The 14112-nt window shown below is 70.7% G+C and carries 9 protein-coding genes; 8 read left to right on the top strand and 1 reads right to left on the bottom strand.

Annotated features, from left to right (window positions below):
* Nucleotides 1-48: 48 nt before the first annotated feature.
* The 8 genes from BQ9890_RS03290 (at nucleotide 49) to BQ9890_RS03255 (ending at nucleotide 12825) form a co-directional block, all read left to right on the top strand.
* Nucleotides 49-1467, top strand: coding sequence for an MFS transporter (locus BQ9890_RS03290; RefSeq protein ID WP_075889334.1), 1419 nt, complete (start codon nucleotides 49-51; stop codon nucleotides 1465-1467).
* Between the two features lie 98 nt (nucleotides 1468-1565).
* The gene (locus BQ9890_RS03285) at nucleotides 1566-2585 is read left to right on the top strand and encodes an ABC transporter substrate-binding protein (protein WP_075889332.1); all 1020 of its coding nucleotides are present in this window, start codon (nucleotides 1566-1568) and stop codon (nucleotides 2583-2585) included.
* Nucleotides 2578-4239 carry an ABC transporter permease subunit gene (locus tag BQ9890_RS03280; protein WP_078062204.1) on the top strand — a complete coding sequence of 554 codons (1662 nt, stop codon included), beginning with the start codon at nucleotides 2578-2580 and terminating at the stop codon, nucleotides 4237-4239. The genes BQ9890_RS03285 and BQ9890_RS03280 overlap by 8 nt, the downstream gene beginning before the upstream one ends.
* Entirely contained in the window at nucleotides 4236-5351 is a 1116-nt protein-coding gene (locus BQ9890_RS03275) for an ABC transporter ATP-binding protein (protein WP_075889328.1), read from the top strand. The genes BQ9890_RS03280 and BQ9890_RS03275 overlap by 4 nt, the downstream gene beginning before the upstream one ends.
* Before the next feature lie 77 nt (nucleotides 5352-5428).
* Nucleotides 5429-7540: a glycogen debranching protein GlgX gene (glgX, locus tag BQ9890_RS03270; RefSeq protein ID WP_075892643.1), complete on the top strand. Its 2112-nt coding sequence runs from the start codon at nucleotides 5429-5431 to the stop codon at nucleotides 7538-7540.
* A gap of 2 nt (nucleotides 7541-7542) precedes the next feature.
* The gene (gene treY, locus BQ9890_RS03265) at nucleotides 7543-10059 is read left to right on the top strand and encodes a malto-oligosyltrehalose synthase (protein WP_075889326.1); all 2517 of its coding nucleotides are present in this window, start codon (nucleotides 7543-7545) and stop codon (nucleotides 10057-10059) included.
* Nucleotides 10056-11816: a malto-oligosyltrehalose trehalohydrolase gene (treZ, locus tag BQ9890_RS03260; RefSeq protein ID WP_075889324.1), complete on the top strand. Its 1761-nt coding sequence runs from the start codon at nucleotides 10056-10058 to the stop codon at nucleotides 11814-11816. The genes treY and treZ overlap by 4 nt, the downstream gene beginning before the upstream one ends.
* On the top strand, nucleotides 11809-12825 hold the full coding sequence (locus tag BQ9890_RS03255; RefSeq protein WP_075889322.1) for a magnesium transporter CorA family protein: 1017 nt from the start codon (nucleotides 11809-11811) through the stop codon (nucleotides 12823-12825). Before treZ ends, BQ9890_RS03255 begins: the two co-directional genes overlap by 8 nt.
* 22 nt (nucleotides 12826-12847) lie before the next feature.
* Here the strand turns inward: BQ9890_RS03255 and BQ9890_RS03250 are convergent, their stop codons facing one another.
* Nucleotides 12848-13906, bottom strand: coding sequence for a lipid II:glycine glycyltransferase FemX (locus BQ9890_RS03250; protein ID WP_075889320.1), 1059 nt, complete (start codon nucleotides 13904-13906; stop codon nucleotides 12848-12850).
* Between the last annotated feature and the right edge of the window lie 206 nt (nucleotides 13907-14112).

Genomic DNA, 14112 nt, shown 5'->3' with positions numbered 1-14112 from the left:
GCAGATGCCGTCCGGTCGGGGCGCAATCCCGTTCGAAGGACGCGACGCATGAGTTCCACTCGACCCGCCAGCTCCCCCACCCCCGTACGGAGTGGGTTCCTCTCCGCACCACCGCCCGCACCACGCCTGCCCGATGACGTGGTCGCCCGCGAGTTCCCCAGGCGCCGACTCCAGGTGTTCATGGGGATCTTCATCGGCTATGCGGGCTTCTACCTCATCCGCAACAACGTCTCCATCGTCGGCCCGCTGCTCATCGACGAGAAGGGCCTGGACAAGGTCGCCCTGGGCGTCATCGCCAATGCGGTCCTCTTCGCCTACGGACTCTCGAAGTTCTTCATGGCGACGATCTCCGACCGCTCCAACGCCCGCTACTTCCTGCCCATCGGCCTCGCGCTGTCCGCCGTGACCAACCTGGTCGTGGCCTTCGTGCCCTGGGTCTCCGCCTCCGTCGGCGTCTTCGCGACCGTGATGTTCATCAACGGGTGGTTCCAGGGCATGGGTTGGCCGCCCTGCGGTCGCGTGCTCGTGCACTGGTTCTCCACCAATGAGCGCGGCTGGAAGACCTCGATCTGGAACACGGCGCACAACGTGGGCGCTGCCGGCCTGGGCGCCGCCTCCGCGGCCGCACTGGACTGGACCTCCGACGACTGGCGTGCGGCATTCTGGTTCCCCGCCGTCATCGCCCTGGTCGTCGCAGCCGTCGCGTTCTGGCTGATCCGCGACACCCCGCAGTCGGTGGGCCTGCCCACCATCGAGGAGTTCCGCGACGACCCCGCCAAGGTGGAGCTCGACGAGGACGAGGCGGAGGGCATGTCCATGTGGCACTTCGTGCGTGTCCACGTGCTGACGAACCGCACCATCGTGCTCCTGGCGATCGCGAACGTCTTCGTCTACGCCCTGCGCTACGGAGTCCTCAACTGGATCACCGTCTTCCTCGCCGAGGAACGCGGGGCGAAGATCTCCTCGGGCATCCTGGGCTTCGTCGTCTTCGAGCTCGCCGGCATCGTGGGCACCCTGCTGTGCGGCTGGGTCTCCGACAAGGTGTTCAAGGGCTATCGCTCCGGCGCCGGCCAGCTCTTCATGGTCCTCACCGCGATCGCACTGGTGGCCTACTGGAAGATCCCGGCGTCGGCACCCATCTGGATCTCCATCGTCCTGGTCGCGCTGATCGGCGGCCTGATCTACGGTCCCGTCATGCTCATCGGACTGCAGGCCATCGACCTGTCGCCCCGCCAGGTGGCGGGGACGGCGGCGGGCTTCACCGGCCTGTTCGGCTACCTGCTCGGCGCCACCCTGGCCTCCTCGGGTGTGGGCCTGCTGGTGCACAACTTCGGGTGGGGCACCTCCTTCGTGGTGCTGACGATCTGCGCGGTCCTGGTCGTCGTCATCCTCGGTTTCGTCGGGCGCGACGAGCGCGCCCTCATGGAGCGTCGTCGCCTCGCGGACGCCGCGGACGGACGGGCCTGACACCCCGGGCACTCCCGGCATCGACCGGGCCCGCTGCCCGGGGACCCATGGCCCCGGGCAGCGGGCCCCTACCATGTGGCACGGAGGGGGGTGGTCGCATGCGTGCCGTACGTGCCCTCGGCATCACAGCGGTTGCCGTGTCCCTGTGCGTGACCGCAGTGGGTTGCACCACCGCCGACGATGCCGGTGCGGTCTCGGTGCTGTGCTCCAACGACGCGGACATCTGCGCCCAGTGGGCCCACGACTTCACCCGCAGCACCGGGACCTCCGTGAGCATGGTGCGCCTCCCGACCTCGGAGGCGCTCTCCCGCCTGGAGCACGCCGGGGACGAACCGGAGTTCGACATCTGGCACGGAGGCCCTGCCGAGTTCTACTCACGGGCGGCCGATGAGGGACTGCTGGAGGCCTACGACCCGGCAGGTTCCTCCCGCATCCCCGCCCGGCTGCGGGACCCCGGGCAGCGCTGGACCGGCGTCTACGCCTCAGTGCTGGCGCTGTGCTCGGACCCCGCCCACCTGGACAGGCTCGGGGTCCCACAGCCCACCACCTGGGAGGACCTCCTCGACCCACGCTTGCGTGGGTTCGTGGTCGCCTCCTCGCCACGCACCTCCGGCACGGCCTACACGCTGATGTTCACCCAGTACCAGCGCCTCGGGCTCGAGGGGGCGCAGGGGTACCTCCGCTCGCTGTACGCCCAGGTGCAGCAGTTCACGCGGTCCGGCACCGCCCCCGCGGGCGTCGTGGCCTCCGGGGAGGCTGCCGTGGCCATCACCTTCTCCCCCTACTGTTCCTCCCCCGACCGGGGGACGGGTCAGCTGCGGGTGACGGTCCCGGCCGACGGCACCGGCTACGAGGTCGGAGCCGTCGCACTGCTCCACGGGGCGCCCCATCCCGAACAGGCTCGCCGCTACGTCGACTACGCCGTGTCACCACGGGGACAGACCGCCTCCCACGAGGTCGGCATCGACCAGCTGCCCACCGACTCCACGTTGCCCGGTGACATCTCCGGGCTCCTGGAGGACCCCGGGAGCGGGATCCTGGGCTCCGACGTCGAGGACCGTGCCGACAAGCACGACGTCCTCATCGGGTGGTTCACGGACGGTGGTTTCGATGGCTGAGCCCCGGACCCTCCCACGCGTGCGGACACGACCACCAGGACGCGGGCCCACCCCCGAGGCCCTGGTGTCCTGGACGGTCGGAGCCCTCCTCGCCGTCACCGTCGTCGTCCCCCTGACGGCCGTGGTCCGCAGCGCGGGCGCGGCGGCAGGACCCGCGGCGGGCGCACCCCTCATCAGGTCCTTCCTCCACTCACTGCTCCTCGCTGGATCGGTGGCGCTCCTGGGATCGGGGCTCGCCCTGTGCACGGCGCTGACCGCGCAGTCCCTGGCCCCCCGGGGCCGTCACCTGCTCGACGTCCTCGTCTGTGCGGCCGCCGTGGTGCCACCGGGGGCCGTGGCAGCGGGTGTGCTCGCCGCCGCGGGCAATGCGGGATGGCTGCACCTGCCACTGACCAGGTCGCCCGTCCACGGGTTCGCTGGGATGACCTGCGCGATGCTGCTCGCGTTCCTCCCCCTGGCACACCTCATCAACCGCGCGGCCCTGCGCACGCTCGACCCCCGCACCCTGGAGGGTGCCCGCATGTCGGGAGCAGGGCCCGGACGGGTCCTCCTGCACGTGGTGCTCCCCCACCTCGCCCCCGCCGTGGCACTGGGCGCCACCGTCCTCCTCGTCACCTCCATGTCGGATCCGGCCATTCCGGCCGTCCTGCGGGGGCTCACCCCGAACATCGCCCATCTGGCCCTGGACACCACCACGGGGTGGGGGGAGGACGCCGTCGCGGCCCGCGCGTCACTGCTCGTCGCGCTCCCGGCCCTCCTCCTGCTCCCCGTCCTCGTCCGGTCCGGTTCACGCCTGTCGGCCGCCTGGGCACCGGGTGCGCGGAGCCCCCGACTCGAGCTGCCCGCCGGGGCCACCAAGGTGTGGGTCCTCCTCCCCACCGCCCTCCACTCCCTCGCCTCCGCCGCCCTCGTGGCCACGATCCTCCTCGGAGCACTCCACACCGCGCGCGACCCCCACCCGGGGCGCGTCCTGGGGGACGCCGTCGGTGCGGTCATCTCGACACTGGGGCTCTCGGGGCTCGCCTGCCTCCTGTGCCTGCCCCTCGCCACGGGTACCGTGTGGGCCACCCGTTCCCCCCGGCGCCGGGGTCCACGACCCAGCCACCTCGTCCTGGCGTTCCTCGTCCTCCCCGGCACCACGGTGGGCATCGCCTTCTCCCTGGCCCTGCGGGTGCCCCACTCCCTCGGACCCGTCCGTGTACCGGCGTTGGTGGGAGGGGCAGCCCCCTCAGGTGGTGCGATCGGCATCGTCCTCATGCTCATGACCGTCGCCCTCCCGATGCTCCACCTCGGAATCGGCGCACTGTGGGACGCGGTCCCGCGAGGAGTGGTCGACTCGGCCCGCGACGCGGGTGCGGGCACGGCCAGGCTCCTGTTCGTCGTCCTCCTGCCCTCCACGGGTCTCCTCGTCGGAGCCCTCGCAGCGGTGGCCCTGGGCCGCTGTCTGGTCTCGGTGGTCCCACTGGCGTACGTGACCTCCCCCGACACCGCCCTCGTCGTCAGCCGGGTGCTGGACCTCACCGACCACTCCCGCACCCCGGAGGTGTTCCTCCTCGCCGTGCTCACCGCGTCCGTGGCGGCCTTCATGCTCACCCTCGCCCAGACCGCCCTGGGCCGTGTCCTCCCCCGACTGGGAGGAGGTCCACGCACATGAGCCCCGGAAGCGACCCGGCGCCCGGACTGGAGGTCCGTGGCCTCGACCTCGAGCTGCCCTCCGCAGCCGGCCCCCAGCGCATCCTCGACGCGGTGGACCTCAGGATCGCCCCCGGGGAGATGGTCGCACTCATCGGTCCCTCCGGCTGTGGCAAGACATCCCTGCTGCGCGCCATCGCGGGCCTCACACCCGTCTCCCGTGGAGCCGTCCTCATCGGTGGCATCGACCAGGGACGCGTCCCCGCCGAGAGGCGTGCCACGACCATGGTCCTGGACACACCCTCCCTGGTCCCGCACCTCACCCTGCGACAGAACGTGGCCTTCGCGGTGGACCGTGACCACGACGAGGTCACGGCCGGGGACGAGGTCGAGACGGCACTGACCACCCTGGACCTGCTCTCCATCGCCGAGCGACTGCCCGGGGAGGTCTCCGCCGGGCAGGCCCAACGCGCGGCGCTCGCCCGTGCCCTGGTCCGCAGGCCGGAGGTGCTCCTCCTCGACGAGCCCCTCGCCCACGTGGACCCCCTCTCCCGGGAGGGCCTCCGCCGTGAGGTCCTGGCCGTCCACCGTCGCCTCAGCTGTGCCTCCCTCCTCGTCACCCACGACCTTCCCGAGGCACTGTCGGTCGCGGACCGCATCGCCGTGATGCGCTCGGGCTCCCTCGTCCAGGTGGGCACTCCGTGGTCGGTCTGGAACCGGCCCGCCTCCACCTGGGTGGCGTCACGCACGGGGACGCCGAACCTCCTGCGGGCGCGCCCCCGCCAGGTCCTGCCCGGGGACCCGCCCCGGGTCGTGGTCGAGCTCCTGGGCAGGACGCATCGCATCCCGTGCGCCCCCGGGGTGGAGGTGCCCGGCACCTGCATCGTCGCGGCCCACGCGGACGCCGTGCGGATCCTGGGCGCCGACACCTCCGGCTCACGCGACCTGGGGGGCGACGTGGCCCAGGTGCTCGCCGTGCGCTTCGGGGGCGACCACGTCGACTACGAGGTGGAGACCGACGAGGCCACCCTCGTCGCGCGCACCGCCCCCCACCCGCGAGCGCCCGCCTGGCAGGTCGGGGACAGGGTGCATGTCGCGCTCGTGGAGGACATGGCCTGGGCCCTGTCCCGCTGAGGGTGCCGGGGTGACCTATGACCGACTCCGCATCCGTGTGGGCTGTGCGCGGCGGGCATCCGTGGCACCCTGATGACATGCAGACATGGCCCGGAACCCCCTATCCGCTCGGAGCCACCTTCGACGGATCGGGCACCAACTTCGCACTCTTCTCCTCCGTCGCCGAGCGCGTCGAGTTGTGCCTCCTCGACGAGGAGCGCACGGAGCAGCGCGTCGAGATGACGGAGATGGACGCCTTCGTGTGGCACGTCTACCTGCCCGAGGTCCGCCCCGGACAGCGTTACGGCTACCGCATCCACGGCCCCTTCGACCCCGGTTCGGGTGACAGGTGTGACCCGTCCAAGCTGCTGCTCGACCCCTATGCCAAGGCCATCGACGGCCAGATCACCACCTCCAACACCCTCTACTCCTACGACTTCGAGGACCCCACCAAGCCCAACAACGAGGACTCGGTCCACGACAACATGGTCTCCGTGGTCATCAACCCCTACTTCGACTGGGGCCACGACCGCCCTCCGGCGCACGACTACTCGGAGTCGATCATCTACGAGGCCCACCTGCGGGGCATGACCATGCAGCACCCCGACGTGCCCGAGCACCTGCGCGGCACCTATGCGGGAATGGCGCACCCCGCGATCATCGACCACCTCACCCGTCTGGGCGTGACGACGGTGGAGCTCATGCCCGTCCACCAGTTCGTCAACGACCCGGTCCTGCAGGAACGCGGGCTGTCGAACTACTGGGGCTACAACACCATCGGGTTCTTCGCCCCGCACAACGCGTACTCGGCCTCGGGCAGCACCGGTGAACAGGTCACGGAGTTCAAGGCGATGGTCAAGGCACTCCACGCCGCCCACATGGAGGTGATCCTCGACGTGGTCTACAACCACACCGCCGAGGGCAACCACATGGGCCCCACCCTCTCCTTCAAGGGCATCGACAACGCCTCCTACTACCGGCTCGTCGACGGGGACCGTCAGCACTACTTCGACACGACGGGCACGGGCAACTCGCTGCTCATGAGCAGTCCCCACGTGCTCCAGCTGATCATGGACTCCCTGCGCTACTGGGTCACCGAGATGCACGTCGACGGGTTCCGCTTCGACCTGGCCTCCACCCTGGCGCGCCAGTTCGCGGAGGTGGACCGGCTCTCGGCCTTCTTCGACCTGATCCACCAGGACCCGATCATCTCCCAGGTCAAGCTCATCGCCGAACCCTGGGACGTGGGCGCCGACGGCTACCAGGTGGGTGGGTTCCCGCCCCTGTGGTCGGAGTGGAACGGCCAGTACCGTGACACGGTGCGTGACTTCTGGCGCGGCGAGTTCTCCTCCCTGCCCCAGTTCGCCTCCCGTCTGGCGGGCTCCGCGGACCTGTACGAGCACACGGGACGCAAGCCGGTGGCCTCCATCAACTTCGTCACCGCACACGACGGCTTCACCATGCGCGACCTCGTGTCCTACAACGAGAAGCACAACGAGGCCAATGGCGAGGACAACAACGACGGGGAGTCGAACAACCGTTCCTGGAACTGCGGGGTCGAGGGGCCCACCGAGGACCCCGAGGTCATCGCCCTGAGGGCCCGCCAGCAGCGCAACTTCCTCACGACGATGATCTTCAGCCAGGGCGTGCCGATGATCCTCCACGGGGACGAGTTCGGCCGCACCCAGCAGGGCAACAACAACACCTACTGCCAGGACAACCCCATCGCCTGGATGGACTGGGGCCTCAACCCCGCCCAGCAGGAGCTGCTCGAGTTCTCCCGCCGCCTCATCCACCTCAGACGCGAGCACCCCGTCATGCGTCGCCGCCGCTTCTTCAAGGGCGCCCCCGCCCGCGGCGGCGAGTCCGACCTCGGCGAGGTCGAGTGGTTCACCCCCGGCGGGACCCACATGACCGAGGAGGAGTGGAACCAGCCCTGGGCCCGGGCGGCCATGGTCTTCTACAACGGATCCGCCATCGGCGAGCCCGACCGCTTCGGTGAGCGGATCGTCGACGACGACTTCCTGCTCCTCGTCAACGCCGCACCCGAGGAGGTCGACTTCGTGCTCCCGGCCCCCGTCTACGGCAAGGTCTGGAACACCGTGGTCAACACCGCCGACGACGAGGACCGCAGCGGTCACCTCTCGGGGGAGACGGTGCACGTGCAGGCCCGCACCGCGATGATCCTCGTCAACCCGTTGGGGAAGTGACCATGGCGGACCCGCACCCCCACCTGCCCCACATCGGTCGCCACACGCCCCTGACGACGTACCGGCTCCAGCTCACACCCGACTTCACCTTCGACGACGCCCAGGAGGTCCTGCCCTACCTGGTGGACCTGGGCATCACGGACGTCTACCTGTCCCCGATCCTCCAGCCCGTGCCCGGCTCACGCCACGGCTACGACGTGGTGGACCACACCCACGTCAATGCCGAGCTCGGCGGACGGGAACGCTTCGAGGCCTTCTCCACCCGGGCCCACGCCCTGGGTCTGCACGTCGTGGTCGACATCGTCCCCAACCACATGGCGGTGCCCACCCCCGTCTGGTTGAACCGTGCCATGTGGTCCGTGCTGAAGCTGGGCACGAGATCCCCCTTCGCCACCTGGTTCGACGTGCAGGACGGGGAGCAGGTCCTCATGCCGGTGCTCGGCGCGCGCATCGGTCAGGTGCTCACCCGCGGTGAGCTGGAACTGACCCGCATGGAGATCCCCAGCGAACCCGAGCTCGGTGAGCAGTGGGTCCTGCGCTACTACGACCACGTCTTCCCCGTCGCGGAGGGCACCGAGTCCCTGCCCATGCACGTGCTCCTGGAGCGCCAGACCTACCGCCTGGCCCACTGGAAGGTGGGGGACGAGGAACTGAACTACCGTCGGTTCTTCGACGTCGACACGCTGGCGGGCATCCGTGTGGAACGCCCCGAGGTCTTCGACGCCACCCACGCCCTGCTCTTCGACCTCTTCGACCACGGCCACATCGACTCCTTCCGGGTCGACCACCCCGACGGCCTGGCGGATCCACGCGGCTACTTCCAACGCCTGTGGGACCGCACCGGAGGTGCCTGGACAGCGGCGGAGAAGATCCTCGGGGAGGAGGAGATGCTCCCCGCGGACTGGGCCGTGTGCGGCACCACCGGCTACGACACCTCCTGGCGCATCCACGCCCTCCAGGTCGATCCCTCCGCAGCCATGCCGATGGGAGCCGTCATGCAGGAGCTGAGCGGGGACTCGCCCTCGTCCTTCCCGCGTGTGGTGGCCACCGCCAAGGGGGACGTCATCGACACCTCCCTGTCGGCGGAGGTGCGCCGCCTGGCGAACGTCGTCTGGGAGATCTGCCAGCGCGACCTGCGCCTGCGCGACCACACCTTCCGCTCCATCGTGGAGTGCCTGCGTGCCCTCATCGTGGAGATGGACCGCTACCGCGCCTACGTCGTCCCCGGGTCCCCCACCCCGCAGTCCAGCCGCGATGTCCTCACCGCCGCCCGCAACCGGGCCTTCCTGGGCCTGGACCCCGACCTGGAGGACACCCTGGACGTCCTCGTGGCCCTGGTGCTCGGCGACGAGGTCGGCTCAGCAGGACTGTCCAGCAGGGACGACCGACGCTCGGAGGTGGTCGTGCGTTTCCAGCAGGTCTGCGGCGCCGTCATGGCCAAGGGCGTGGAGGACACCGCCTTCTACCGCTGGACGCACCTGGTCTCCCTCACCGAGGTGGGCGGCGTCCCCGACCGTTTCGGTCTGGACCTGGACGCCTTCCACGCCTTCGAGTCCCAGCTCCAGGAGAACTGGCCGGCCACGATGACGGCGGGCACCACCCACGACTCCAAGAGGGGGGAGGACGTGCGCGCCCGACTCGCCGCCTTCACCTGCTACCCCCTGGAGTGGGCGGCCCTGGTCCAGGAACTTCGCTTCGTCACCCAGCCGCGGCGTCCCAGCAAGCTCGACGGGCGCACGGAGAACCTCCTGTGGCAGACGTTGGCCGCCACCTGGACGGGCAGCGACCCGATGACGGCCTCCCGGCTGGAGGCCTATCTGACGAAGGCCTCCCGGGAGCAGAAGACCTGGACCTCCTGGACCTCCCCCGACACCGAGCGCGAGGAGGAGCTGATCTCCTTCGCCACCACCTGTCTGGCCGACGACGCGGTCATCAGCCTCCTGGACGCCTGGCAGACCCGCACCGCCGGGACCCAACGCACCTGCGTGCTCGTCACCAAGGCGCTCCAGATGACGGTGCCCGGGGTGGCCGACGTGTACCAGGGCAGCGAGGTCACCCGGACCTCCCTGGTGGACCCGGACAACCGTCGCCCCGTGGACTTCCCCGCGCTCGCCGCCACGCTCAAGGCGGTGCGCGAGGGCCAGCACGACGGTGTGGACGCCGAGAAGATGCAGCTCACCGCCGCCATCGCCCACCTGCGCCAGAGGCAGAAGTGGGCCTTCGTCTCCCCGGAGTCGACGTACGCGGCCCTGCCCACCTCCTCGGGGCACGCGATCGCCTTCGCACGCGGCGACCACACGGGACCACGGGCCGTCACCGTCGCCACCCGACTGCCGCGCACGCTGGCGGACATCGGCGGCTGGGAGGACCACACGGTGGTCCTGCCCCGGGGTCGGTGGCGCGACATCCTGGGAGGTCGCATGCACGAGGGCGGCGCCGCACGCCTGGCGGAGCTGCTCAGCCCGGACCCGGTGGTGGTCCTGGAAGCAGTGGACGAGGACACCGAGGAGAAGGAATGAGTCGCGCACTCCCCACCCGGGTGTGGGCCCCCACGGCCCGCGGTGTCGAGCTGGTCACCCCCACCGACGGGGCGCGCAGCGCGATGTCCCCGACCGGTCACGGGTGGTGGGAGGGGAGAGCACTGCCCGAGGGCACCGACTACTGGTTCTCCCCCGACGGGGAGGGCCCCTTCCCGGACCCGCGCTCACGCTGGCAGCCCCACGGGGTGGACGGGCCCTCGCGCATGTGGACGGCACGCGACCACGACTGGGTCCCCTCCCCCGACCAGGAGGTGCTGGGCGGCGTCATCCACGAGATCCACGTCGCCACGTTCACCCGGGGCGGGACCCTGACCAGCGCGATCGAGAGGCTCGACGAGCTCGTGGACCTCGGCGTCGGCACGGTCGAGCTCATGCCCCTGGCCCAGTTCTCCGGGGAGTTCGGGTGGGGCTACGACGGGGTCGACCTCTTCGCGGTCCACCGCGCCTACGGGGGGCCCGACGCCCTGGTCGCCTTCGTCGACGCCGCCCACGCCCGCGGGCTGTCCGTGTGCCTGGACGTGGTCCTCAACCACCTGGGGGCCTGGGGCAACTACCTGTCCCGTTTCGGGCCCTACTACACCGAGCGCCACCAGACGCCCTGGGGCCCCGGCTTCGACCTGGACGGTCCCGACTCCCACGAGCAGCGCCGCTACCTGCTGGACGTCTGCCGCCACTGGCTGGTGGACATGCACGTGGACGCCCTGCGCCTGGACGCCGTCCACGCCATCCACGACGACTCCGACACCCATCTGCTCACCGAGCTGGCGCAGCTGCTGCCGGGCTGGGAGGAACGCACGGGACGGTCGCTGACCCTCATCGCGGAGTCGGACCTCAATGACGTGCGGATGGTGCGCGCCCCGGAGACGGGCGGGGTGGGCATGGACGCCCAGTGGGCCGACGACGTCCACCACGCGCTCCACGTGGCCCTCACCGGCGAGACGCAGGGCTACTACGCCGACTTCGCCGACCCGGCCGCCCTGAGGCGCACCCTGGAGGACGTCTTCCACCACAACGGGACCTGGTCCAGCTTCCGGGGGAGGAACTGGGGGGCTCCCGTACCCCACGACCTCGACCGACGTCGTTTCGTCGTCTACTCCCAGGACCACGACCAGGTGGGCAACCGCGCGCGCGGGGACCGCCCCTCCGAGCACCTCACCGACGCCCAGCTCGCGGGCGTCGCGGCCGTGGTGCTCCTGGGGACCTTCACCCCGATGCTCTTCCAGGGCGAGGAGTGGGGAACACGCACACCCTTCCGTTTCTTCGCAGACCAGGAGACACCGGAACGCGCACGCATGGTGCGCGAGGGACGCGCCGCGGAGTTCGGTGCGCACGGCTGGGAGGGCGAGGTCCCCGACCCGACGTCGAGGGGGACCCTGGAGGACTGCGTCCTGGACTGGTCGGAACGCTCCCAGCCCCGGTGCTCCGCGATGCTCGCGTGGTACCGCGAACTGATCTCCCTGCGCGGGCGCGTCCCGGGGGTCCGCTCGGGCCGGCGCCAGCGAGCGGTGCGACTGGGCGACGTGCTCGTGGTCGTCAACGCCGGGGTCGCCCTCGTCCTCGATCTCGCTGGGCACGCACTGCCCGCTGACGTCGACCCCACGGCGCCCGCCACGTGGGCGGACTCCCCGGAGGGGACGCCCCCCGGAGGGCTCGGGCCGTTGCTGGCCTCCTTCCCCACCGGGGACGGGGGCGACGCGGTGCGGGTGTTCGGATGGGTGGACCGGGCCGATGACTGAGACGGCGATCGCCTCCCTGACCGCCTCCCGCGTCTGGCGCGAGGGGAAGCTCGTGGACCAGGACGTCACCCCCACGGAGCTCTCCGCTGCGGTGGCGGATCCCTCGTCACTGGTGTGGATCGACCTCCTCTCCCCCAGCCTGTCGGACCTCCAGGCCGTCATCGGTCGGATCGGACTGCCCCCCACCGCACTCGAGGACCTCCTGGGGCGCCGCGAGAGACCCAAGGTGGTCCAGCACCCCGACTGGGTCTACGTGACCACGCACGCGGTCTCCCGCGAACCCGACCAACCCGGGGACGACACCCCGGGCGGGCACCACCTGGTGCGCTCCCCCGTCTCCGCGATCGCGACGGACACGGCCCTGGTGACGATCCGCCTGGAGCCGCGTTGGGGGATGGAGGAGGTCCTGCGCCGGTGGGACGCCGACCCGGGTCTGACCCGGCGCGGGATCGCGGCCCTCCTCCACGGCCTGTTGGACACCATCGTCGACGAGCACTTCGACACGATCCAGGAGCTCGACGACGAGGCCGAGGAACTGGAGGACATCCTCCTGGAGGAGCGTCCCACCGACGAGGGGTTCATCCTGCGCGTCTACGCCCTGCGCAAGGAGCTCGTCACACTGCGACGTGTCGTGGTGCCCATGCGGGAGGTGGTGACCGGCATCCAGCACCATCCCCAGCTGGCGCCCCCGGACATGGCGCCCTGGTGGGGGGACCTCTACGACCACGTGCTGCGCGCGGCCGAGTGGGCCGACTCGCTGCGTGACATGGTCGCCTTCCTGGTCGAGACCCAGATGTCACTCATGGACTGGCGCCTCAACACCGTCATGAAGAAACTGGCGGGATGGGCGGCCATCATCGCCGTGCCCACCCTGGTCACCGGGTGGTTCGGTCAGAACGTCCTCTTCCCCGGCTACGGCACCTGGGCGGGCCTGTGGGTGTCCCTGGGCCTGGTCGCGGTCTCGACGGCCACCCTCTACTCGACGTTCAAGAAGCGCGACTGGCTCTGACCCTCCCGGGCCCCGGAGTTGCTCAGGACCGGCCGCGCCGGCGCACCGCCGAGGCGACGGAGCGCAGCTCGACGTAGGCCTTGTAGGCGAGGGGGCGCAGGGGCAGTTCACGGGCGTGGGCGACGGCCACGGTCTCCTTGGAGAACTTGGTCTTGAACTCGTTGAGGCCGTTGAGCTCGGGGACCTCCTCGGAGCCGATGCCCATGAGGTCGTAGTGGGTGATGCCGCGACGGGCGAGGGCGACGGACTCGAAGAGGACGAGGCGGTCGGAGGCCCTGCGGCGCATGGCCGAGGTGGCGGATGCCGCGTAGTAGCGGGCTGCCAGACGACCCGAGATCGTCACGATGGACCAGCACTGGAGCTCACCGTCGACGCGTCCGGTGTAGAAGCGGCAGTGGTCGGGTCCCAGACCGGAGATCATGTCCCGGTACATCTCGCTGCCCCAGGGGATGAAACCGTCGCGCTCGGCGGTCTCGACCATGAGCGCGTGGTACTCGTCGAAGTCGGCGGCGGCCCGCTCGGTCTCGTCCGCACAGTCCAGGCCCGACTCGCGCACGGCCTTGCGCACGTCGCGGCGGCCCCGGGACTTGAAGCGCGACAGCACGACGTCCGAGGCCTCCTCCTCCGAGGTGGTGGCGGGGTCCCCCGGCAGTGAGGTGTCGATGACGACCGTGTGGTCGTAGGCGATGATGCCGGTGGGGGGGAACGTGCCGGCCAGTTGGTGGTGGAGGTCGAGGCGCACGTGCACCGCGGACCTGTCCCTGGCACGCAGTTCGGTGCGCAGGAGGTCGACCAGTTCGGCCTCGTCCTGCTCGGAGGGCTCCACGAGCCACACGGGCGCGTGGCGCGCCCACAGGAAGTGCACCCGGTGGGTGACCAGTTCGGTCAGCGTGAGGACGGCCACCGGGGAACCGGACCGGCGGACCACGCAGTGGCCCCACGTCCTGCGGTCGGGATCCAGGGCGTCGACGGCCTGCCAGGCGGCATTCTGTTCGATGGGCGGGTCGATCCCCGCCCCGGCCAGGACCTCCCCCACCGTCGAGGCATCCACGAACTCGACGCTCAAGGGATCAGGTCCCATGATGTTCCTCCCCCGTCCACGTGCGTGCGCCGGGTCCGGTCGGACCCGCCCCCTGAGGGTATCCTCCCCGCGCGGGGGAGGCAGGCCGATGGCCCGTCGGTGTGCCTCCCACGACAACGGGCGACACCCGGGGACGCGGGCGCACAGGGCCCGTGATCTCACCGGATGTCGGCGTGCCCGGCAGGTGGTGCGGGCACGCGACCGTA

Origin of the sequence: Actinomyces provencensis (assembly GCF_900155435.1) — a bacterium.
In the GTDB taxonomy this organism is placed as follows: domain Bacteria; phylum Actinomycetota; class Actinomycetes; order Actinomycetales; family Actinomycetaceae; genus Pauljensenia; species Pauljensenia provencensis.
The sequence above is the reverse complement of the archived record's forward strand: the minus strand, read 5'-3'. Positions and strand labels throughout refer to the sequence as shown.